This window comes from Actinophytocola sp. (assembly GCF_049647105.1).
Classification (GTDB): domain Bacteria; phylum Actinomycetota; class Actinomycetes; order Mycobacteriales; family Pseudonocardiaceae; genus Actinophytocola.
On record NZ_JBARWZ010000313.1, the window covers coordinates 21,919 to 46,328 of the forward strand.

The 24,410-nt window shown below is 69.4% G+C and carries 7 protein-coding genes and 6 pseudogenes; 9 read left to right on the forward strand and 4 right to left on the reverse strand.

Going from position 1 to position 24,410, the window contains the following annotated elements:
* Positions 1-57 precede the first annotated feature (57 nt).
* The 3 genes and pseudogenes from WBA97_RS38565 to WBA97_RS38575 all read left to right on the forward strand — a co-directional run bounded on the left by WBA97_RS38565 (position 58) and on the right by WBA97_RS38575 (position 4,022).
* Entirely contained in the window at positions 58-2,199 is a 2,142-nt protein-coding gene (locus tag WBA97_RS38565; RefSeq protein WP_424236011.1) for a DEAD/DEAH box helicase, read from the forward strand.
* A 1,022-nt stretch (positions 2,200-3,221) separates the two neighbouring features.
* Positions 3,222-3,389, forward strand: a pseudogene (locus WBA97_RS38570) (sensor histidine kinase); the annotation flags it as partial.
* Positions 3,377-4,022: pseudogene (locus WBA97_RS38575) on the forward strand (response regulator). The pseudogenes WBA97_RS38570 and WBA97_RS38575, both read left to right, overlap by 13 nt.
* Before the next feature lie 67 nt (positions 4,023-4,089).
* Here WBA97_RS38575 and WBA97_RS38580 read toward each other — a convergent pair.
* Entirely contained in the window at positions 4,090-4,740 is a 651-nt protein-coding gene (locus WBA97_RS38580; RefSeq protein WP_424236012.1) for a lytic polysaccharide monooxygenase auxiliary activity family 9 protein, read from the reverse strand.
* A 316-nt stretch (positions 4,741-5,056) separates the two neighbouring features.
* Between WBA97_RS38580 and WBA97_RS38585 the strand changes: the two are divergent.
* Positions 5,057-5,179: pseudogene (locus WBA97_RS38585) on the forward strand (multicopper oxidase domain-containing protein); the annotation flags it as partial.
* 75 nt (positions 5,180-5,254) lie between these two features.
* Here WBA97_RS38585 and WBA97_RS38590 read toward each other — a convergent pair.
* Complete coding sequence (locus tag WBA97_RS38590) at positions 5,255-5,779, reverse strand: hypothetical protein (protein WP_424236014.1); 525 nt, start codon at positions 5,777-5,779, stop codon at positions 5,255-5,257.
* A gap of 199 nt (positions 5,780-5,978) precedes the next feature.
* Between WBA97_RS38590 and WBA97_RS38595 the strand changes: the two genes are divergently transcribed.
* Positions 5,979-6,440, forward strand: a complete 462-nt coding sequence (locus tag WBA97_RS38595) for a multicopper oxidase domain-containing protein (protein WP_424236016.1) — start codon at positions 5,979-5,981, stop codon at positions 6,438-6,440.
* Positions 6,441-6,768: 328 nt separating this feature from the next.
* Positions 6,769-7,968: a PQQ-dependent sugar dehydrogenase gene (locus tag WBA97_RS38600; RefSeq protein ID WP_424236018.1), complete on the forward strand. Its 1,200-nt coding sequence runs from the start codon at positions 6,769-6,771 to the stop codon at positions 7,966-7,968.
* A gap of 369 nt (positions 7,969-8,337) precedes the next feature.
* On the opposite strand, the gene WBA97_RS38605 is transcribed toward WBA97_RS38600, so the two are convergent.
* Both WBA97_RS38605 and WBA97_RS38610 read right to left on the reverse strand, forming a co-directional pair.
* Positions 8,338-8,754, reverse strand: a complete 417-nt coding sequence (locus WBA97_RS38605; protein WP_424236020.1) for a hypothetical protein — start codon at positions 8,752-8,754, stop codon at positions 8,338-8,340.
* A gap of 650 nt (positions 8,755-9,404) precedes the next feature.
* Positions 9,405-9,775: pseudogene (locus WBA97_RS38610) on the reverse strand (transposase); the annotation flags it as partial.
* Between the two features lie 550 nt (positions 9,776-10,325).
* Here WBA97_RS38610 and WBA97_RS38615 point away from each other — a divergent pair.
* The 3 genes and pseudogenes from WBA97_RS38615 to WBA97_RS38625 form a co-directional block, all read left to right on the forward strand.
* Positions 10,326-12,875 (forward strand): annotated as a pseudogene (locus WBA97_RS38615) (type I polyketide synthase); the annotation flags it as partial.
* A 108-nt stretch (positions 12,876-12,983) separates the two neighbouring features.
* Positions 12,984-15,634: pseudogene (locus tag WBA97_RS38620) on the forward strand (type I polyketide synthase); the annotation flags it as partial.
* Positions 15,635-15,684: 50 nt separating this feature from the next.
* The gene (locus tag WBA97_RS38625) at positions 15,685-24,405 is read left to right on the forward strand and encodes an SDR family NAD(P)-dependent oxidoreductase (RefSeq protein WP_424236022.1); all 8,721 of its coding nucleotides are present in this window, start codon (positions 15,685-15,687) and stop codon (positions 24,403-24,405) included.
* Positions 24,406-24,410 lie beyond the last annotated feature (5 nt).

Consider the following 24,410-nt stretch of genomic DNA (forward strand, 5'->3'; position numbering starts at 1 on the left):
ACCACCGACGACAGGTCTGATTTCGGTACTCTCGAACCACCTGACGGAAGGACACGGGTGGACGACTCGTCGAAGGTCGGTAGGCATGCTCGCGCGGTGCTGGCCGCCGCCAAGGCGTTCCGCGCCGAGGCAGCAGGGGTGCGCGCGGAACCGGATCGGCTGCTCGCGCTCGCCGCCGCGAAGTTCCAGGCGGTCCGGGACTCCCTGGTGGCCGACCAGCTCCGCGCCATGCCGGTGGACAAGCTCCGGGACACGAAGGCGAACCTGCGGCTGAGCAAGCTGAAGGCCGCCGGGTACCGGACCGTCGCCGATGTCGCCAAGGCGCGCCCAGAACAGCTCGACGGTGTGCCCGGAGTCGGCAGGCAGTCCGCCGAGCAGATCGTGCGGGTCGCCCGCGCCGTCGTCGACGGCGTCGCGCGCGACGCGACTGTCCGGCTGAACCCCGACCGCGCTGACCGCGCCCAAACCGAGCTGCTGCAGCTGATGTCCAAGCTGCGCAGGGCGAACCAGCTCGTCGGTCCGCTACGCGAGCCGCTCGGAGACGTGCTGGGCAGGGTCGACGCCGACGTGCGCGCCGCATCCCGTGCCTGGAGCCGGGTGCGGATGTTCTTCTCGTCGCGGAAGAACCGACAGGCCGCCATCGATTCGCTCGACCGGCTCGGGGCCCTGCTGGCCAGCCGCGACGTGGCGGCGCTGCGCGCAGTGGGCACGCAGCTGCGCGTGCCGGACCTGGATCACCGTGCGCTGTGGCGCGACTACGAGCTCGACGCGGCCGCCTACAACACGCTCCTCGCCGACCTCGCTGGTGCGGACGCGATGCCGGATCGCAGTGCCGCCAAGGGTTTCGTCCCGGCCGACATCGAGCACGAGGTCGATGCGACCACACTGGACACCAGCCTGCTGAAGGTGTCGCTGCGCGGCTACCAGGTGTTCGGAGCCAAGTTCGCGCTGGCCCGCAAACGCGTCATCATCGGCGATGAGATGGGACTGGGCAAGACGATCGAGGCCATCGCGGTGATGGCCAGCCTCACCGCCGGTGGGCGACGCGGGTTCCTGGTGGTCTGCCCGGCAAGTGTCGTCGTCAACTGGGTCAACGAGATCGCCAGACACAGCGACCTCGTTCCGCACCGGATGCACGGCGCGGGCCGCGACGGTGCGGTCGGCAAGTGGTTGGCGCAGGGCGGCGTCGGCGTGACGACGTTCGGCACGTTGCCGAAACTGGTGTTGCCGAAGAGGTTCCGCCCGGCGCTGGTCGTGGTCGACGAGGCGCACTACGTGAAGAACCCGGACACGCAGCGCTCACAGGCGGTCAACACGATCGTACAGCGTGCGGAGCGGGCAGTGCTCCTCACCGGCACGCCGATGGAGAACCGCGTCGAGGAGTTCCGCAACCTGGTCGCCTATCTCCAGTCGGGCATCGCGGCCCGCACGGGCGCCACCGACGCCGTGGTGGGAGCGAAGGCCTTCCGCCGCGTTGTCGCACCGGTGTACCTGCGGCGTAACCAGGAGGACGTGCTGGGGGAGTTGCCGGAGCTGCTGGAGATGGAGGACTGGGTCGAGTTCGGTAAGCAGGACCGAGGTGCGTACCTCGACGCGGTGCGCGAGGGGAACCTGATGGCGATGCGCCGCGCCGCCTACGCGCCGGGCACGCCCCGCGGCTCGGCGAAGCTGGAGCGGCTGCTGGAGATCATCGAGGAGTCGAGGGACAACGGCTGGAAGGTCGTGGTGTTCTCGTACTTCCACGACGTGCTGGACGCGGTCGCGGACCACCTCGAAGTCTTCGGTCCCCTGACCGGCGCGACGTCGGCGCAGGGCCGTCAACAACTGGTGGACGCGTTCACGGCGTGCGAGGACCACGCGGTGCTGGTGGCCCAGATCGAGGCGGGCGGCGTGGGCCTCAACATCCAGGCCGCGTCCGTGGTGATCATCGCCGAGCCGCAGTGGAAGCCGAGCACGGAGGACCAGGCGATCGCCCGTTGTCACCGGATGGGCCAGGTCCGCAAGGTCCACGTGCACCGATTGCTGGTCAAGGACAGCGTGGACGCGCGGGTGCAGGAGATCCGCGACCACAAGACCCTGCTGTTCGACCACTACGCGCGCGAAAGCGACACGAAGCACTCGCACGCGAGCGCACTGGACTCAGCGGTGTCGGTGGAGCAGCGAGTGGTGCAGGCCGAGCAGCAGCGCCTTGGTCTCTAGGATCTGGACGCATACCGGACGTCGCCGAGTTGCAGAAGCGGTTGTTCCGACCACGCCGCATCACGATGGCCGCAGAGCGAGGAGCTGACCGTGCGTCAGCGCGGGCTAGGTATACATCGGCGCGCTGCTCAAAGGCGAAATCGAGCCCACGAAGCTGTGTCGTCTGCGCGACTGACGACCCGGAGCCCGGGTGTCAGCGCCGGAAACTACATTCACATGCGCTGACCTGCGAATTCCAGACCTCAAGGATCGCCTGCAGCCGAGCACACCAGGATGCTCCATCGTACTCCGACTCCCTACCTCGTGTGGTGCTCAAATATCCATCGTTGCTGGTCAGAACACTGCGTAGCGACGCCGCCAAGGACGCCGAGCTACTGGTTCTGAGACACGAGAACACGATCCTGCGCCGCCAACTCAGTCAGCGCCCGCGCTATCAGCCTGCGGACCGGCTCTGGTTCACGGCCCTGTCCAGGCTGATCCCTCGCCACCGGTGGGCGTCGGTTTTTCCCGTCACACCGGCGACACTGTTGTCCTGGTGCCGGCTCGGCGTCATCTGAGCGGGGAGGCGGAACCCACGCCGTGCTGATCTTGCGTCCCGCTTCCACTGTCTCGATCTGCTCGGTGTCATCGCGTTGCTGGTGGCGGTTGTCGCCCAGCACCGCGATCCGGACCGCGAACGCGAACGGAGTTGGCGCGCGTTCCTCGGCACCGGATTGCCGAGACGTTTGGCGCCGCAGCCCGCACCAGACGAGGGCACCGAGGCCGAGCAGTGACATCGTCGCTTCCGGAGCCGCGCCGAGCCGGTCGGCGATGGTGGTGCCGGTGCGCAGCGGGACGGTCTGCTGCTGGTGTCACAGCGACCAAAAGCGGGATCGAGCACGTCGCGGTCGGCGACGTGCTGCGGGCTGAAGTGGCGCCGGCACGACGCTGGGTGCGAAACCACGGGAGAGGGGGCACCTCGACCGCGGCGGGCCACCGAGTGCGCGGTGACCGTGACCCGCACGGAGTCGCCGGTCGAGTCGCTCATCGTCGAGATCCGCGACGACGGGCGAGGCGGTGCGGACCTGGAGGCGGGTTCTGGTCTCGACGGGCTGCGCCGCCGCGTCGAGGCACTCGACGGCAGGATGACAGTCACCAGTCCGGTCGGCGGCCCGACCGTCGTACACGCGGAGCTGCCATGCGGATCGTGATCGCCGAAGACCTGCTCCTGTTGCGCGACGGCCTGGTGCGGATGCTCACCGACACCGGGCACGAGGTGGTCGCCGCGGTGGACAACGCGCCGGACCTGGAGACCGCGGTGCGCGACCACCGGCCCGATGTATCCATTGTGGATGTTCGCCTGCCGCCGGGTTTCCGCGACGAGGGTCTGCGTGCCGCGCTGGCGATCCGCCGCAGGGAATCGAAAACGCCGATCGTGATCCTGTCGCAGTACGTGGAACGCGTGTACGCCGCGGAACTGATCGCCGATGGCAACGGTGCCGTCGGCTACCTGCTGAAGGACCGCGTCACCGCGTTGGACGAGTTCCTGGACGCGATCGAGCGGGTGGCCGAGGGTGGCACCGCGATGGACCCCGAGGTGGTGCGGCAGTTGTTCGCGCGCAACAACAACGACCACGGCATCGCCGGCCTGACCGCCAGGGAGCGGGAGGTGCTCGGCCTGGTGGCGCAGGGCCTGTCGAACTCGGCGATCTGCGCGGAACTGGTCCTGGCACCGGCGTCGGTCGAGAAGCACATCACGAACATCCTGACCAAAACTGGACCTGTCGCCGTCCGACGACACACATCGCCGGGTCCGCGCCGTGCTCGCGTATCTCAACCACTGAACCGCGCGGCCGAACGGCCGGTGTGCCGGCCCACGGTTCTGGCGTGGACCGGCACCCCGATTGCCTCTCAGCCGAAGTTCACGTCACTGCACCACATGTAGGTCTGGTCGAGGTGTGATGCCTGCCAGATCGTGAAGACGATGTGGCGTCCGGTGTAGCCGGAGGTCTGGACGTTGAAGGTGATGTCGTTGGCCGGTGCGAACCTGCCGGTTTGCGTGATGAAGTCGAGATTGCCCCAACCGAGGCGCTGGGTGGTGGGGTCGAATCCGTTCTTGCTGACATAGACCCGGAAGAAGTCGGCACCGTGACTGGCTTGATCGTACAGGTGCATCGTGAAGTTGTTGCTAATATTGGTGGTCTTCCACTGTCCGGGGTTGTTCAGGGAGTTGTTGCGCGCCAGGCCGTTGCTGCACAACTGTCCGTCAGGGGTAGCCCCTTGGAAGTTGCCGCCGAGTCCGTCCCGCAGTGCGCTCATCCAGTTCCACATGGTGTCGGCGTTGGCCTGGAATGCCTGCCAGCACATGGGGTCTTGCTGCTGCATGGCAGGGTTCATGTGGTCGCTGCCCCAAGCCTGCCAGCAATGGTAAGCGCGGGAAGCGGGATCGACGATCGTGCCGTGGGCCGAGGCCGTTGGAGTGAAGAGGAACAGGCAGGCCAGCGCGCTGATAGCCAGTGCCAGAAGACCGCGCCGCCTGGTGGTGCTATTGCTCATACGCATGGGTGAGGACTCCATTCTCCCCGCGGATCGGAGTGATCATTCGAGATGGGAGCGCTCCCAAGAATCCTCAGCGTATCCCCGACGGCCTGAAACTTCAACGAAACATCGGGACATCCCGTGAACTATTTCGCGCCACCCCCACCCCGACCGAGAAGTCGATCTTTACCCGCCAGCACACGGTGATCGACCGCACGGCAGCCACAACTGAGCTGACAGGGAAAACGGCGGATGGCTTCGAAGGAATACCCGTGCAATCCCGCGAGAATGACACGACTCGTCCGGTCGCTCGGCCTGGGCGCAGCACCTGCACGGCGCGCTGACGAACGCGGGCAACGACGGCTGGGCGCACAACGGTGTCGCGCCAGGGCGCACGCAGCTCACCGAGTACCCGAACCGCCAGCCCGCCACCGCACTCTGGTACCACGACCACGCGATGGCCGTGACCCGCTTCAACGTCCACGCAGGACTCGCGGGCCTGTACGTGATCCGCGACGAGGAGGAGGACCGCCTGCGATTACCCGGCGGCGACCACGAGATCCCGCTGATCATCACCGACCGCAACCTCGACACTGACCCGGCGACCGGCACGCTCACCGGGCAGCTGCTGTTCAAGTTCCAGTACCTGCCGGCGACCGGCACCACGGCTCCCGTCACCGGCCCGTTCACCCTCGTCAACGGCGTCAGCTGGCCCCACCTCGACGTCGACGCCCGCTGGTACCGCTTCCGCGCCCTCAACGCGGCGAACGGCCGCTTCTTCCGCCTCGACCTGGTCGACGAGGCCGGTGTCGTGCACAACGACGCGGTCCGGATCATCGGCACGGACGCGGGTCTGCTGCCCGCCCCGCGGCGATCCCGGCGGGGCGGGCTGACCATCACCCCGGCCGAACGCGTCGACCTGCTCATCGACTTCAGCCGCTTCCGGGGGCAGCGCCTGCGTCTGGTCAACACCGGCGCGTCGGTGGAACCGGACATCATGGAGTTCCGGGTCGAGAGCCGCGCCCGCAGCGACGCGTTTCTCACCACCCGCCGCACTGTCCACTTCGTACACCCGGGTGACACACGTCCCGGAAGACCACGACGAGGTGTTCGTCGCGACGACCCTGCCCAGTGTGTCCGGCCGCCCGCACCCGGAGATGTCGGACTGAGGGACGCCGACGACATGCCGACCCGGTTCCCGGCAGAAGGCGTCATCCAGCTGACGGACCCGACCACGTACCCGGGTGCGCACGTTTTGCAAGGTGGCCCGCCTGTTCGACGAGACCACGACGATCTTCGTCAACCGCGACCGTTGGGTGGTGTGGAACCTGATCCAGCTGGGCGGTGCCCCGCACCCGATGCACATCCACATGGCGCGGTTCCAGCTGCTGTCCCGCTGGAAGTTCGCGGACCTGACGGCGTTCGACCTGGCGGCCGGCGGCACCACCCGCCCCATGCTCGCACCGGTCGCCGGTTCGCCGATCGAGAAGCACGAGGAGGGCTGGAAGGAGACGTTCAGCCTGTGGGCGGGGGAGTGGATCCGGGTGGCTGGCCAGTTCGACGGTGCGACGGGACAGTTCATGTACCACTGCCACATCCTCGACCACGACGAGGGCATGATGCGCCCGTTCGTCGTGCATCCCCCGGAAGTCGCCCGGTTCCACATGCACCCCGGCGGTGCGGGCCACCACGCGGGCAGCCCCGACCACGGCGGGCATCGGTGAACCTCCCGCCGGTGCGCAGACGGCCAGGCTGAACGCGCACAGGCAATGAGGACACCGTGTCGCCGGGGTCGCGGTCGCCTGTCGGCCACCGGCGTGGAGGCCCGCGACCGTGCCGGTGCGATCGCTGTGCCCATGGGTTGCCCGTTGCCGGGTCTGGCCATGATGGGCTGACCCGCGGCCGAAACTTTGGGAGCGCTCAAAGCCGCGGAGCCGGGCTCGCGGGACTGTGTCAGGGCCTCGTGCGCGGCGCGGCTGGAGATTGCCGACAAATCACGCTACCGTTGGGAGCGCTCCCAGATCGTCTCCACCCTGGCTGCGAGGAGTCGAAATGTCGCGATGTCGTGGTCGCTCCGCCGGTGTGCTCGTCATCCTGCTCGTCCTTGTTCTGTCCGCGCTCGTGGTGCCATCGGCCGCGGCGGGTGGGGCTGGACCCCGGGCCGTTCCGTTGACCGAACTGACCGTGGTGTCCGAGCAGGTTGCGTTCGGCCTGCGGCGACCCGTTGCCATCGCCGGGTTGCCGGACGGGCGGATGTTGATCGCGGAGAAGGCCGGTACGGTACGGGCCTATCACCCCGACACCGGGCTCGCCGCCACGCCGGTGCTCGACCTGACCAGCCGGGTCGACACCTCGGGCAACGAGCGGGGGCTGCTGGGGATCACGCCCGCACCCGACTTCACGCGTACCGGCATGCTCTACGTGGCCTACACGAGCCTTCCCGCCGGGGCGCTCACCCTGGCGCGGGTTCCGCTCACCGCACCCGACCGGCTGCAGGTGCTGCTCACCCAGGAGCACGCCGAGTACAACAACCACAACGGCGGCCAAGTGGCCTTCGGGCGGGACGGGTTCCTCTACTGGTCCACCGGCGACGGCGGGCACGCCAACGACCCCTTCAAGTCCGGCCAGGACCTCGGCACGCTGCTCGGCAAGATCGTGCGGATCGACGTCAACCGCGCCTGCGGCGGGAAGCCGTACTGCGTCCCCGCAGGCAACCCGTTCGTCGGGGTGGCCGGGGCCCGGCCGGAGATCTGGCTCTACGGCCTGCGTAACCCGTGGCGGTTCTCGATCGACGTGGACAACTCGCTGTGGATCGGGGACGTGGGGCAGGGGCTGATCGAGGAGGTCAACCACATCCGTCCGTCGCAGGGCGGGGCCAACCTCGGGTGGTCGTGCCGGGAGGGCACGCCGGTGTTCGACCAGCAGCAGTGCCGTGACGGGGTGCGCTACACCGATCCGGTGTTCGAGTACCCGCACTTCATGACCGAGGGCTGTTCGGTGACCGGCGGCCTGGTGTACCGGGGGTCGGCGACGCCGGAGGCGTGGGGAACCTACATCGCCAGCGACTACTGCTCGACCCTCGCGTACGCCGTGCGTCCCAAGCCGCGTGGAGGTTACGAGACCGCCACGATCGGCACCTTCCCCACCCAGCCGACGGCGTTCGGCGCCGACGCGCAGGGTGAGTTGTACGTGCTCAGCGACCTGCCGGGCTTCCTGAGCAAGGTGCGGTTCGAGCGAGTGCAGAACCGGTAGACCCCGGGGGCGGGTGCCGTAGCCGCTCCCGCTTGACGAGGTAGCTGGCTCTCCGGTGCGCACGGCCAGCCGTCACGCGTGACGACGAGCCACGTGCCGGTTGTTGGGGATCAGTGTGCCGGGCCCGTTCAACAGGGGACCGGGATCTGTGTCAGGTCCTTCCGGTCGGCCGCCGGTTTGCAGGCATGTTCTTCGCGACGGCGAGAGAACCGCGCAGTGCCAACGGATGCCCGGTGCGATGTCTCGCAACGTGCCGTCGTTCGTGATCTCGACGACGCGGCTCGATCTGGGTGTCGGATAGGGCGTGCCGGACCGAGCCCTGGCGGCGGGGTTTGGCGGTCCTGCGGGCCGGGTTCTCGTCGGGCTTGATCAGTTGGTGAGGGAGGCGTGGTAGGTGGTGATCATCGTGTCCAGCGCGGCGAGTGGGTGCACGACCAGGACGTCGTGGTTCGGGTCGGCTGCCATCAGCACGAGGTCTCGGCAGTGCAGGCCGTTGCGGTGTCGCACTGCGGCGGGGACCACGAAGTAGGGCTTGGTGCCCATCGTGAATGCGCCGGTCTCGTCGCGGTGGGCCACGACCGAGCCGCCGAGCAGGACGATGTGCAGGCGGTCGCCGGTCGTCCAGCCGAGAACGTCGATTGTGGACCGGTTCGAGACAGCGCCCCAGGTGTCGATCTTGTCCATGCCGTACACGAGCGACCCGGTACGCGGCGGGCCTAGAAGATCAACTACGTCGAGGTGGGCGTTGCGGGCGGCGAGCCGCTGCCGTCCCACCCCGCAGCGCATGCCAGCCGCCGAACCGATCCGCGACGTTCCGTGGAGCCGACACCCAGCAGGCCAACGTGACCAAGACGCTGACCCAGGACCGCCGGAGCCGATCTGGCGGATCCGCCAGCGTCTTGTCCGCTCGCGCTCGACGTGCAGGACCAGGTCCGGTCGCCATGCGCGGTCGCCGAGAGCGAAGGCATTGCGGTCGAAGGTGAACCTGCTGGCCATGGCCATCAGTGCGGCGCAGCCGGCGGTAACCATCGTGCATCGGCACCGGTAGGCATCGGGCCTGCCTATGCATCTCGCCCGGGTGCGTCGCAGTAGGTACTCCGCCTGCCCCAATCGGCCGGCGCATCGCTGGCGGCGGCTGCCTGGTACCCCGCCACCAGTTGACCACAGGAGCAATTGCCAAGGCATATTACGGAGGTGAGATTCTGGCGCAGCCCCCGTGCTGGGCGACCCTGGCGGCGAACATTCTTGTTCCGCATAGCGGCACGCGTGCTTTTACGTCTGGCCTGGCTGGGGTTATGTTGCTGCCCCAGTTGTTGGCGTCGCACTGAATGGAGTAGTCGTGACGCGATGGATGATCGAATCGTGGTGGGATCGCTCACCACCGCCGCAAGCATCGTTTTATCCGCAGGAGGTGCGCATGCGGACGTCGCATCACCGAGACGACGCTGCCGCTTCTTCACGATTCGTGGCTCGAACGTCCCTTCCCGATCCCGAGGAACCACGATCTGAACCTCGCCGACCGAATCCGAGATCACCGACTTCGACCGCGCACCATTTCGCATATTCGTCGACACGCGACCCGGCTCGGCCTCGTGCTTCGCATGCCGAGATGCTCGGTCATTTCCGCGTTCAACGCCGCTTCCAACACATTCTTGGTAACCGCTTCAAGAACCCGTCCGGACCGGTCAAATCCAGCCCCTGCTCCCGGGCCTGGTCCACCATCGCCACCGCCGCGACCTGCCGGCGACACCTCCCGACCAGCCTTCTTGACCTTATTCAGCTCACTCTTCACAAACCCAGACGTCATCACGCACAGTGCCCATCCCGCCGAACCCAGGTCAGCGTATCGGGCCAGGAAACACCGTTTGGGGGACAGTCCCGTAAGCCTCTTGAAGTTGCCGCAATCCGGGCATATTGTCGGGGTGAAGGAGTTTGGCATGCAGAGCCGGTGGATCTACGCGCGCGTCCCCATGACACAGGCAGGGGCAGATCGACTCTGCCATCTTGGCCATGCCGGTCATCGTACTTGTCCCGTGAGGCCGCGAAGCGCCGGCTAACGGCCGTATCGATCTTTAGTCATCGTGGGCTTTCCGGTTTGAAGAAGGTCGTCATGGCTTAAATTGTGCGTGTTGCTGACTGGAGGACCAGGTCACTCGCGACTCGACGTGTCTCGACACGTGACATTGGATCGTTACGGCGGCGTGGCAATTCGGGACCACCGGTAAGACGGCAGCCCTGGAGGTTCGAAGCCGCGCCAGTTATGTAATGAACGGAATTTCCCGCGCATGTTTCGCACTCGGGCGTTGCGCGCTGTCGTCCGCCCGCGTCCAATACGAAGTTATATCAGGGAGCTGGCGATGGTTCACATCGAGGAACTCGTTGGCCGGGACGACAACTCGATCGCGATCGTCGGGCTGTCCTGCCGTCTGCCCAAGGCGCCCTCACCGGCGGCCTTCTGGTCGCTGTTGCGCGACGGACGTGACGCGATCGAACGTGTCCCGGTTGGTCAGTGGCGACCAGACGCGCTCGGACTCTGGGCGTCGCCTGACGCCAACCAGGTGGCCGGCCTGCGATGGGGGGGCTTCGTCGACGACCTGGACCTGTTCGACGCGGACTTCTTCGGCATCTCGCCACCGGAGGCGGCGGCGATGGATCCGCAGCAGCGGCTGGCACTCGAATTGGGCTGGGAAGCCTTGGAGGACGCGAGGATCGCGCCCGCCCGGCTGGCCGAACAACAGGTCGGGGTCTTCATCGGTGCGGTGTGGGACGACTACGCCGTGTTGACCTACGGGTTGGGTGACGACGCCATCACCCGGCACACGGCGACCGGAACCAGCCGCGGGTTGATCGCGAATCGACTGTCGTACTTCCTCGGTTTGCGCGGACCGAGCCTCGTCGTCGACTCGGCACAGTCATCGTCGCTCGTGGCCGTTCACCTGGCGGTGGAAAGTCTGCGGCGGGCGGAGTGCTCACTCGCCATCGCGGGTGGGATCAACCTCAATCTGGCGCCCCCGAGCGCGCTGACCGTCAACGCCTTCGGTGCCCTCTCCCCGGACGGGCGATGCTTCGTCCTGGATTCGCGCGCGAACGGTTATGTGCGGGGTGAGGGCGGTGGGTTGGTGGTGCTCAAGCCCGCGCGGCAGGCGCTGGCCGACGGCGATCCCATCTACTGCGTGATCCGCTCCAGCGCCATCAACAACGACGGCGGCGGGCGCACCTTGACCACACCGGATGAGGCAGCCCAGTCGGAGGTCGTGGCCCAGGCATACCGGCGGGCGGGCATCGCGCCCGCCGACGTCCAATACGTCGAGTTGCACGGCACCGGCACCAAGGTGGGGGATCCCGTCGAGGCCCGCGCCCTCGGCACGGTCCTTGGTGTACAACGACCGGCTGACCGTCCCCTGCTGGTGGGTTCGGCGAAGACCAACGTCGGTCATCTCGAGGGCGCGGCGGGTATCACCGGCCTGATCAAGACCGCGTTGTCGGTTCGCAACCGGGAGATCCCGCCGACCCTGCACCACCGTCGAGCCAATCCCGACATTCCCCTCGACACGTTGAATCTCCGGGTGTGCCGGACCGGCAGTGCGTGGCCGCGACCGGACCAACCATTGGTGTGCGGGGTAAATGCCATCGGGATGGGCGGGACGAACTGCCATGTGGTGTTGTCCGACGCCGGCGCCACGCCCACCGATGAGTCGGGAGGTGCGTCGGGAGGTGCGGAGGACACGGTGGCCGAGCCACCGGTATTGCCCTTCCTGCTTTCGGCACGCAGCCCGGCGGCGTTGCGTGCGCAGGCCCGGCGGTTGCACGAGCACCTGAATCGCGAGGCGCATCTTTCCCTCGACGGCGTCGCCTACTCACTCGCCACGACCCGCGCCCTGTTTGAACACCGGGCCGTCGTGGTCGCCGGTGATCGCACCAAGCTCCTCAAGGAGCTCGGCGCGGTCGGATCGGACGAGGGCGACAAACGGCTCCGCGGGGCGACGGCGGTCGCTGGCGAGCGGCTCGCCGTGCTCTTTTCCGGTCAGGGTGGCCAGTACCCGGGCATGGGTCTGGACCTCCACCGGACCTATCCGGTGTTCGCCGCGGCGCTGGACGAGGTCTGCGAGCAGTTCGAGCCGCATCTCGAGCACCCGCTGCGGGACCTGCTGTTCGCCCCGGCGAACAGTGCGCCCGCGGAGCTGCTCGACCAGACCGGGTACACCCAGCCGGCCCTGTTCGCGATCGAGCTGGCCGTCTACCGCCTGCTGCAACAATGGGGGCTGCGCCCCGATTTCGTCGCCGGGCATTCCGTCGGTGAGATCACCGCGGCACACGTCGCCGGGGTCCTCTCCCTGGCCGACGCCGTGACGCTGGTCGCCGCGCGCGGCCGGTTGATGCAGGCTATTCCGCTGCACGGTGCGATGATCGCCGTGCAGGCAACCGAGACCGAGGTGCTGGAACTGCTTGCGGGCCATGAGCACCTGGCGTCGGTGGCCGCGGTGAACGCCCCGAATGCTACCGTCGTGGCGGGCGACACCGATGTGGTCCAAGGCATCGGATCCGACATCGCCGCGCGGGGTCGCCGGACCAGACGGCTCCAGGTCAGCCACGCCTTCCATTCGCCGCACATGGACCAGATGGTTGACCAGCTCGGTGAGATCGCTGCCGGGCTCTCCTACGCCGCACCGGACATCCCGCTCGTCTCGATGGTCACCGGCCAACTGGTCGGGGAGTCCGCGGAGGTCTCGGCGGATTACTGGGCCGGGCACGCCCGCAGCGCGGTCCGGTTCGCGGACGGCATATGCCGCCTGCGCGCCCTGGGTGCCGCACTGTTCGTGGAGGTGGGTCCTGGCGCCGCACTCGTGCCGATGATGCGTGACTGTCTCGGGCCGGACCAGAACACGCTGGCAGTGCCCACCCTCCGGGCACGAAGGCCCGGCCCGGTGAGCCTGCTCGAAGCGATGGGAAGCCTGCACGTGCGGGGCCGGGATCTCGACGTTCCCGCGGTGCTGGACGGATGCCGTCCGGCCACTGTGGACCTGCCGACCTATCCCTTCCAGCGCGAGCGCCACTGGTTGGACGGTCGGCAACGCCCGCCGCGGGCCGGCCTGCCCGAACGCCAACGTGCCGAAGCCAAGCCCCCCCGACGCGAGCCGGCAGGCTCCTCCACCAGGAACAGGGCCCTGATCGACCTCGTGCGCACGCACGTCGCGCGAGTCCTGGATCATCCCGATCCGCATGCCGTCGATCCTCAGCGCAGCTTCCGCGAGATGGGCTTCGACTCCGTTGCGGCCGTGCAGTTGAGCGAGGCGCTCAGCGCCGCGACCGGTCAGTCCCTACCAGACACGTTGACCTTCGACCATCCCACCCCGCATGCGGTGGCCGACCATCTCCGTGGCCTTACCGCCGCGGAGGCACCGCGTGGCACGAGCCCGGCGGTCGCGCGGCCCCCCGTTGACGACGAGCCGATCGCGATCGTGGCGATGGGCTGCCGAGCGCCGGGTGGCGTGAGGTCCCCCACCCAGCTGTGGGACATGTTGAGTGCCGGCAGGGATGCCATCACACCGTTTCCCACCGACCGCGGGTGGGACCTGGCGTCATTGACCGCCCGGCCGAACGAGCCCGGGCGGGCCCGCACGACCTACGCTCAGGGAGGCGGGTTCCTCGCCGAAATCGCGGGCTTCGACGCAGAGTTCTTCGGAATATCGCCCCGTGAAGCGGTGGCCATGGACCCTCAGCAGCGCCAGTTGCTCGAGGTGGCGTGGGAGACGCTCGAGCGCGCCGGCATCGATCCCGTCTTCCTGCACGGCAGCGAGACGGGCGTGTTCGTCGGTGCGATGAGCGCGGAGTACGGACCTCGGCTCCAGGATGCCGACCAGGGCCTGGAAGGGTACGCACTGACCGGCAGTTCGATCAGTGTCCTGTCCGGTCGGGTGGCCTACTGTCTCGGCCTGCAGGGACCGGCCGTGACCGTCGACACGGCGTGCTCGTCGTCGCTGGTGGCGGTCCATCTGGCCGGGCAGGCGTTGCGCGGCGGTGAATGCGATCTGGCGCTCGCCGGCGGTGTGGCCGTCATGTCGACACCCGGAATGTTCGTGGAGTTCGCCCAACAGCAGGGCATGGCCGCAGACGGCCGGTGCAAGGCGTTCAGCGACGACGCGGACGGCACCGGGTGGGCCGAGGGCGTCGGCGTCGTGTTGCTGGAACGGCTGTCCGACGCCCGCCACGCCGGCCACCCCGTGCTGGCTCTGCTGCGCGGTTCCGCGGTGAACCAGGACGGTGCCAGCAACGGGTTGACCGCGCCCAACGGTCCTTCCCAACAACGCGTGATCCATCAGGCCCTCGCCGTAGCCGGCCTGGCACCCCACGACGTCGATGCGGTCGAGGCGCACGGCACGGGCACCGTATTGGGGGATCCGATCGAAGCGCAGGCCCTGCTGCAGACCTACGGACAGGGTCGGTCGAACGGGCCCCTGTGGTTGGGGTCGCTCAAGTCCAACATCGGGCACACCCAGGCCGCGGCCGGCATCCTTGGCGTGATCAAAATGGTGTTGGCGTTGCGGCACCAGGTGTTGCCCCGCACACTGCACGCCGACACCCCGTCGACGCGGGTCGACTGGTCCACCGGTGCGGTGCGGTTGCTGACCGAGTCGGTGCCCTGGCCGCCCGCCGACCGGCCACGCCGGGCCGCCGTGTCGTCCTTCGGGATCAGCGGCACCAACTGCCACGCCATCGTCGAGGAAGCCCCGCCCCGACCGGCGCCACCGCGGCCGTCGTGGCTGACCGGCGGCCGTCGTGGCTGATTCCGTGGGTCCTCTCGGCGAACACCTCGGCAGCACTGCGCCAGCAGGCCGACCAGCTGCTGGCGACCGTGTCCGCCGCGCCCGGTTGCGACCTCGACGACGTTGGGCATTCCCTGGCGGCCACGCGGACCCAGTTCGCCTACCGTGCCGTGGTTCTCGGGCGGGACCGGCAGCAACTCCTGTCCGGGCTCGGTGCACTCGCCCACGGCAAGACCGAACCGCTGGCCTTCAGCGGGTACGCCACGCCCGGCGGCAAGACCGCGGTCCTGTTCGCCGGCCAAGGTCCGCAATGGACCGGAATGGGGCGCCAGCTGCTCGCCGCGTCCCCGGCCTTCGCCGACGCCTTCACCGCGGTGGCGGATCACCTCGACCAGCACCTGCCCCGACCGCTGACCGAGGTGCTCTTCGCCGAACCACGATCGGCGGAGGCGCTGCTGGTCGACCGCACCGAGTACACCCAGCCGGCGGTGTTCGCCATCCAGGTCGCCCTCTACCGGCTGTGTGAGTCCCTCGGCCTCACACCGGACTTCGTGCTGGGACATTCGGCCGGAGAGTTGGCCGCAGCCCACGTCTCCGGGCTGCTGTCGCTGCCGGACGCCTGCACGCTGATCGCCGCTCGGGGACGGCTGATGCAGCAGCTGCCCCCGGGCGGGCTGATGGCCGCGATCGAGATCAGCCGCGACGAGTTCGCCGAGGTCGAGCGTGGAACGCGGGTAACTGTGGCGGCGGACAACGGCCCGCGCGCCATCGTGATCTCCGGCGACCGCGACGCCGTCGAGACGACCTGCGCCTACTGGCGGGAGCGCGGGCGCAAGTTCAAGCACCTGCGCGTGAGTCACGCCTCCCACTCGCCGCGCATGGACCCGATGTTGCCTGAGTACGGCCGTATCGCGGAGACCCTCACGTTCAGCGCACCGCGCATTCCCCTCGTGTGCAACGCGACCGGCCGGCCGGCCTTGAGGAGATCGGGCGCGGCGAGTACTGGCCCGCGCACGTGCGCAACCCGGTGCGCTTCCTGGACAGCATCCACTTCCTCGAGCAGCAGGGGGTGACCGCCTACCTGGAGGTGGGGCCGGACGCGGTGCTGAGCCCCATGGTGCTGGACTGCCTGACCGGGGACTCGGTCCCGGCGATCGTGCCGACACTGCGGCCGAACGACGCGGACAGCGACGCGGTGCTTCGTGCCCTGGCCGAAGCCCACGTCCACGGCGCGCCGGTCCAATGGGCGGCGATGTTCCCGCCGAACGCCAAGCGAATCGACTTGCCTACCTACCCGTTCCAGCACGAACGGTACTGGCACCAGCCCGAACCCACCGCCACACGGGATCGGGTCGACGGACACCGGGCCGAGGCGGCGTTCTGGACGGCCGTCGAGGAGAACGACCTGCCGGCGCTGACCCGCGCCCTCGGCGTTGACGACGCGGCACTGGCACCTCTGACGCCCGCCCTGGCCAAGTGGCGTCGCACGGTCACGACACAGGCTCGCCTGGCCGACTGGCACTACCGCGTGCACTGGCAACCCGTCGCCGTAGGGCCGACCCCGAAACTGGCCGGGAGCTGGTTGCTGGCAACGCCCGCCGCACTCATCGCCGACGACCGCGTGACCACCCTGCAGCGCGCCCTGACCCGCTGCGGCGCCCGCGCCACGGTTGTCCCCGTGCCGGACGGTGCGGATCGGGTCGCGCTCAACCGGCTCCTTGTCGAAGCCGGCACCGATCGCGCCGAGCTGACCGGGGTGTTGTCGCTGCTGGCCATCGATGGCCGGCCGGTGCCCGAGCAGCCCAGCCTGACCCGCGGCCTGGTCGCGACACTGGAGTTGCTGCGGGCGCTGCAGGACGGCGCGCTGGCCGTCCCGGTGTGGTTCGCCACCCAGGACGCCGTCCACACTCAGCCCGACGATCAGGCAGAACTGTCGGTCCAGACCCAATTCTGGGGTCTCGGTCACGTGCTGCGTCTGGAACAGCCGGCCAACTGGGGTGGGCTGGTCGACCTGCCCCGGGTCGTCGACGACCGTATCGCTCGCACGCTGTGTGGCGTATTGACCGACGGCGGCGAGGACCAGTTGTGCCTGCGCCAGGCCGGGGTGTTCGCGCGGCGCATGGTTCGGTTCACCGCCCCGACATCGGCCGCGCGGCCGTGGCGGCCACACGGCACGGTCCTGGTGACCGGCGGCACCGGCGCGCTGGGCACGCGGATCGCGCGGTGGCTGGCCCTGCGGGGAGCCGAGCACCTGATGCTGGTCAGCCGGCGGGGACGCGACGCCGACGCAGTGGCGGCCATCGAGGCGGAACTGGCTGACCACGGGGTCGCGGTCACCGTCGCCGCGTGCGACGTGTCCGACCGGGACCAGGTGGCGGCGCTGCTGGCGAGCATCCCCGAGCGGTATCCGCTCACCGCGGTCATCCACACCGCTGCGGTGTTGGGCGACGGCGTGCTGGAGCGCGCGCACCCCGACCAGTGGGCCGCCGCGTTGGGAGCCAAGGTGGGTGGTGCGGTGGCCTTGCACGACCTCACCGCCAGATATCCGTTGGAGCAGTTCATCCTGTTCTCGTCGATCGTCGGCGTGCTCGGCAACCCCGGCGCAGCCGCCTACGCGGCGGCCAACGCCGTCTTGGATGGCCTGGCCGACTACCGCCGATCCCGGGGTCAGGCGGCCCTCTCGATCGCCTGGGGCCCATGGGCGGGGGCCGGCCTTGCCATCGGCGCAACAGGCCTGTCTCAACTTGGACTCGTGCCTATGGATCCACACACGGCGATCGGGGCGCTTGACGCTGCGGTCGACCGCGCCGATCCGTGTATCGTGGTCGCCGACATCGACTGGCCGAACTTCCGCACCGCGTTCACCGCCGATGTACCCAGCCCGCTGCTGCAGCACATCCCCGAGGCGCAACCCGCGCCGGGCCGCGCGCCCACGACCGAGAAACCGGTCATGGACCTGGCCGCGGAACTCCGGCGCACACCGGAACCGCAGCAGCTTCGCTTGCTGCTCAACATCGTTCGCGGCCAGGCCGCAGAGGTCCTCAGGCATGCCAGCCCGGAGGCGGTGCGGCCGGATCGCACGTTCACCGAGATCGGGTTCGACTCGCTGACCGCGGTGCAGATCCGCAACCGGCTCAACCGCGCCACCAGCCTCACCCTGCCCTCCAGCGTGTTGTTCGACCACCCGACGCCCGTGGCACTGGCCCGGCACCTCCGCGACGAAATCCTGGGGTCGCAACCCGCCGCGTCCACTGCCGTCCAACCACGTACGTCCACTCAGGACGATCCCATCGTCGTCGTGGCGATGGCCTGCCGCCTGCCCGGTGGCGTGGACACCCCCGAACGGCTGTGGGAACTGCTGTCCGGGGAGCGGGACGTGGTCGGTGACCTGCCCGGCGATCGCGGCTGGGACCTCGCCAACATCTACGACTCGGCCCCGGAGGCACTGGGCAAGACCTATTCCCGGTACGGCGGCTTCCTCGACGACGCGGCCGAGTTCGACGCCGGCTTCTTCGGTATCTCCCCCCGCGAGGCCGTTGCGATGGACCCGCAGCAGCGGGTCCTGCTGGAGGTCAGCTGGGAGGCGGTGGAGCGCGCCGGGATCGACCCGAGGAGCCTGCTCGCCAGCCGTACCGGGGTGTTCGTGGGCATGGTCCACCAGGAGTACGCCGCGGGGCCGCAGCACGACCACGACGTCGAGGGATACCTGCTGACCGGAAAGTCCGACAGCGTCTGCTCGGGACGAATCGCATACACCCTGGGACTGGAAGGTCCGGCACTCACCGTCGACACGGCGTGCTCGGCGTCCTTGGTGGCCATCCACCTCGCCACGCAGTCGTTGCGGCGCGGCGAATGCGACCTGGCCCTTGCCGGCGGCGTGACCATCATGCCCAATCCCGGCACCTTCATCGAGTTCTCCCGGCAGCGAGCGCTCGCCCCGGACGGCCGGTGCAAGGCATTCGCCGAAGCCGCCGACGGATTCGGTCTGGCCGAGGGCGCCGGAATGCTCGTGCTGGAAACCCTGTCGCAGGCCCGTCAGCACGGTCATCCCGTGCTGGCCACGGTCCGTGGTTCAGCGATCAACCAGGACGGTGCCAGCAACGGACTCGCCGCCCCCAACGGTCCGTCCCAGCAGCGGGTGATCCGCCAGGCGCTAGCCGACGCCCGGCTTACGCCGGGCGACATCGACGCGGTCGAGGCACACGGCACCGGTACCACCCTCGGGGACCCGATCGAGGCGCAGGCACTACTGGACACCTACGGTCAGGATCGCGACAAGGAACGCCCGCTGTGGGTCGGGTCGCTCAAGTCCAACATTGGACACACCCAGGCGGCGGCCGGGGTGGCTGGCGTCATCAAGATGGTGCTGGCCATGCGTCACGGCCAGCTGCCCCGGTCGCTGCACATCGACCAGCCGACGTCGCATGTGGACTGGACGCGCGGCCAGGTCCGGCTGCTGACCGAGCCCCTCGACTGGCCCGCCAACGGAACACCCCGCCGGGCGGGGATCTCCGCGTTCGGTGTCAGCGGAACCAACGCTCACGTCATCATCGAGCGACCCCCGGATCAACCCATGGACGACCAACCCGCCGATCCGTCGTTGCCGGCTCCCGTGTTGCTGTCCGGGCGCACCGATTCCGCGCTGCGCGACCAGGCCGCCCGACTGAGCCGGCACATCTCCGATCACCCGGACATCCCCGTCGGTGACCTTGCCTACTCCCTTGCCACCACCCGCACGCACTTCGAGCACCGCGCGGCGGTCCTCACCACTGACCGGCAACACCTGCTGCTCGCGCTCGCCGCGCTGAACGCCGGAACCGTGTCCGCGGACGTGGTCACCGCCGACGTGGTCGAGGGTGACGTGGCTTTTCTGTTTCCTGGGCAGGGAACCCAATGGGTGGGGATGGCCGCGGCATTGCTCGACTCGTGCGAGGCCTTCGCCAGCCGGGCGTTGGAGTGCGACGCCGCGTTGCGTCCGTACCTCGACTGGTCGTTGCTCGACGTCCTGCGCGGACGTCCCAACACCCCGGACCTGTCTCGAGCCGACATCGTCCAACCGGCGCTGTTCGCCATGATGGTCAGCCTGGCGGCAGCCCTGCGCACGTTCGGCATGACGGCCGCCGCGGTGCTGGGCCATTCACAGGGCGAGATCGCCGCCGCGGTCGTCGCGGGTGCGTTGACCCTGCCCGACGCGGCGCGGGTCATCGCCCTGCGCAGCAGGGCGCTGGTGGAGCTGACCGGACTCGGCGGCATGGCCGAGCTCGTCCTGCCCCTCGACCAGGCCCGGGAGCGACTGACCGGTCTGGAGGACCGGCTGTCCGTCGCGGCGGTCAACGGAGCGGCACACGTCGTGATCTCCGGCGACGCCGACGCGCTGCGCGAACTGTTGGCCGCGTGCGAGCGGGACAAGGTCCGCGGCCGGCTGATCCCGGTCGACTACGCATCCCACTCGCCCCAGGTCGAGCTGGTCCGCGACCAGATCCTGGACGCGCTGCGGTCCATCACGCCCCGACCGGCGGAGATCCCCTTCTACTCCTCGGTCACCGGCTCGCTCGTGGACACGACCAGCCTGGACGCCGAGTACTGGTACCGCAACCTGCGCGACACCGTGCAGTTCCAACAGGCCACCGAGGCGTTGCTCGGTTCGGGACACCGGCTGTTCGTCGAGGTGAGCCCGCACCCGGTGGTCGGCAAGGCGGTCCTGGAGACACTTGATCAACACGGCGCGGTCGCCCACGTCGGCGGCCTGCTGCGGCGCGGCGAGGGTGACCTGGCTCGGCTGGTGAAGTCGCTGGCCGGACTGCACGCGCATGGTGCCCGAGTCGACTGGACCACGGTCCTGGCTCCGAACGGCGCACGACGGGTACAGCTGCCCAGCTACCCGTTCCAACGGCAGCGCTACTGGCTGCCGCCGGTGACGGGCACCACGCCCCGGCAGGCGGTCGCCCACCTCGGACTGGATCTCGCGCATCACCCGCTGATCGAGGCGGTCATCGAGGTGCCCGACAGCGACGGCGTGCTGCTCACCGCGCGGTTGTCGCTGCGTTCACATCCCTGGTTGGCCGACCACGCCGTCGCCGGGTCCGTGCTCCTTCCCGGCACGGTCTTCCTCGAGCTGGCTCTGCGTGCCGCCGAGGAGGTGGGCATGGACACCATCGAGGAGCTCGTCCAGGAGGCTCCCCTCGTGCTGCCGGAGACCGGCGATGTCGACCTGCGCGTCTGGATCGGCGGGCTCGATGACGGCGGCCGCAGGGCTGTGCTGATACGCGCCCGACCGGGTGGTTCGGAGCACGCGTGGACCGTGCATGCACGCGGAACGCTCACCACGGCACCGGCCACCGCGAGCAGTCCGACGCCACAGCCTTCATCGGCGGTCACCGCGATCGACATCGACGAGTTCTATGCCGACCTCGCTGGCGCCGGTTACCAGTACGGCCCGGCCTTCCGGCTGCTGCACAACGCGTCGCGGGGCGCGGATGAACTCATCGGCGAGGCGCGACTGCGCCCGGACCAGCGCACCGACGCCGAGTCGTTCGTCCTGCACCCGGCGCTGCTCGACGCCGCGCTGCAGGGCCTGCACGTGCTCGGTGACGGGAGACGCCGGCTGCCGTTCGCTTGGCGAGGCGTCCGGGTGCTCACCGCCGGTGCCGCCCTGCTGCGGGTCCGCCTGTCGGCTACCGGCCGCGACGAGGTCAGCGTCACCGCCACGGACAGCCATGCCAATACCGTCGCCGTCATCGAGTCGCTGACCCTGCGGGATGCGCCGGCCGCCGGCCACGCCGCCGGCGACGTCGACGCTGGTCTGTACGAGGTGACCTGGCAGGAGATCGCCGGCCCGGACCAGCGCACCGTGTCCCCCCGCCGGGTGGCGGTCATCGCCGCCGGCCTGCCCGCCGCCCCCGCGAACGGTTCTTCGGCAACGTGGGCGCAACGGTATCCGGACGTCCCGGCCCTGCGGGCCGCCATCACCAGCGGCACGCCGAGCCCCGACCTCACGCTGGTCGTGCTCGCCGCCCCGCCCGGGGTTTCCGGCTCCGTCGCGGAACTGGCGCACCAGGCCCTTGGCGATGCCCTGGCCACGGTGCAGGGCTGGCTCGCCGATCCGGTCCTGTCGGGGACCGGCCTGGTCGTCGCCACCGAGGGCGCCGTCGCCGTGCGGCCGGACGAACTCGTCGCGAACCTCGCGTACGCCACGGTGTGGGGCCTGCTCCGGACCGCCCAGACCGAGCACCCGGACCGGATCACGTTGGTCGATCTCGACCCCGACCACGCCTATCCCGACCTCTCGGCGCTGCTGCGGGCCTACGACACCGGTGAGCCGCAGCTCGCGTTGCGTGCCGATCGCGTGTACGCGCCGAGGCTGGCGGTGGCGTCCGCCACCGGCCTGCTGGCGGTGCCGCCGGTGTCCGCGTGGCGACTGGTCAGCCAGGGCAGCACCTGGGACGCCCTGGAACTGACGGCCTATCCGGAAGCGAGCCGGCCGCTGCGTCCCGGCGAGGTGCGTCTCGGCCTGCGGGCGGCCGGGGTCAACTTCCACGATGTCCTCGTCGCGCTGGGGTTGCCGGTGGACGAGGGCGGGCTCGGCGCGGAAGGTGCCGGCATCGTCCTGGAGATCGGCTCCGACGTCGCCGGGCTCGCGGCGGGAGACCGGGTGATGGGCCTGCTCACCAACGGTTTCGCCCCGATCGTGATCGTCGATCACCGCCTGGTGGCGCCCATCCCGCAGGACTGGACGTTCAGCCAGGCGGCATCGGTCCCGGCGACGTTCGCCACCGCCTGGTACGCCCTGCGGGATCTGGCGGATCTGCGGGACGGCGAAGCGATACTCATCCACGCCGCCGCCGGCGGAGTCGGGGGAGCCGCGACCCAACTGGCCCGGCTGTGGAACGCCGACGTGTTCGCCACCGCGAGTCCGGGGAAGTGGCCGCACTTGCGGTCCGTCGGACTGCCGGACAACCGCATCGCGTCCTCGCGCACGCTGGACTTCCAGCAGCAGTACCACGACGCCACCTCGGGACGCGGCGTCGATGTCGTGCTGGACTGCCTGGCCGGCGAGTTCGTGGATGCCTCGTTGCGCCTGTTGCCCCGGGGCGGGCGGTTCGTGGAGATGGGCAAGACGGACGTGCGGCAGCCCGCCGAGGTGGCCGCCAGCTACCCCGGCGTGCGGTACGCGGCGTTCGACCTGCTGGACGCGGGACCGGAACGGCTCGGACAGATCCTGCGCGAGGTCGTCGACATGTTCCGCCGCGGTGCCCTTGCGCTGCCCCCCATGCGGACCTGGGACATCCGCCGTGCGCCCGACGCGTTGCGCGAGCTGAGCAAGGCAGGCCACGTCGGCAAGTTCGTCCTGACCGTCCCGGCCGCGCTCGACCCGCGGGGGACCGTGCTGGTCACCGGTGCGACCGGAACTTTGGGCCGAGCCCTGGCCCGTCACCTGGCCGGCCGGCACGGGGTAACCCGCCTGCTGCTCGCCAGCCGCCGCGGCCCCGACGCCCCGGGCGCGCCGGAATTGCTGGCCGACCTCAACGAGTTGGGCGCCGAGGCCACGATCGTCAGCTGCGACGTCACCGACCGCGACGCGGTTGCGAACCTGGTGGACGGCATCCCCACCGCGCACCCGCTGACCGCGGTGGTGCACATCGCGGGGGTACTCGCGGACGCCGTGACGACCTCGGTGACCGTCGACGACGCGGATCGCGTGCTGGCGCCCAAGGTGGACGCCGCCATGCACCTGCACGCCGTCACCCGCCGGCACGACCTCGCCGCGTTCGTCCTTTACTCCGGTGCCGCGGCCACGTTCGGCACCGCGGGCCAGGGAGCCTACGCGGCCGCCAACGCGTTCCTGGACACATTGGCGCAATGGCGCAGGGCGCAGGGCCTGCCCGGCCTGTCGCTGGGCTGGGGACTGTGGGCCGACCGAAGCGCCATGACCGGTGGCCTCGGCGAAACCGACCTGGCCCGACTTGCCGGGATGGGCATCGGTGCACTGTCCACACAGGATGGCTTGGCCCTGTTCGACCGGGCATTGTCCGACGATCGGGCCCACCTGCTCGCGCTGCGCCTGGACGTCGCGGCGGTGGCCACGCGCTCGGTGCGCGCGCCACTGTTCCAGGGCTTGGTCGACCACCGGCGCCGGGTCCGCCCGCGGAGCGCGGCGCCGTCCACGCCGATGCCGGCCGAGCAGGCCGGGATCGTCACCGCCGCGACCCAGGCGGCGGACCTGCTCGATCTGGTGCGGTCCCACGCCGCGGCGGTACTCGGCCACCGTGCCACGACCGCGATCGCCCCGGAGATCTCGTTCGCCGAGATCGGGTTCGACTCCTTGACCTCGGTCGAACTCCGCAACCATCTCAACAGGGCTACCGGACTTCGGCTGCCGCCGACCGTGCTATTCGACCATCCCACGCCGACGGCGGTCGCCCAGCACCTGCACAACCAACTCCGGCCGGACCCCAAGATCACCGCTCGTCGGTTGCTGGACCAGCTGGCGGCCATATTGTCCACAATGGACGACGAGGCGGATCGCCGTGCGGTGCTCGAGCAGCTGCTGATGCTGACCGGTACTGATGACTCGGAGCCGGGCGCCGGCCACTCCGTCTCGACGATGCTGCCGGACTTTCTGGCCGAGGCGGACGACGATGAGTTGTTCGCCCTCCTCGACAACGAACTGTGAGGCCT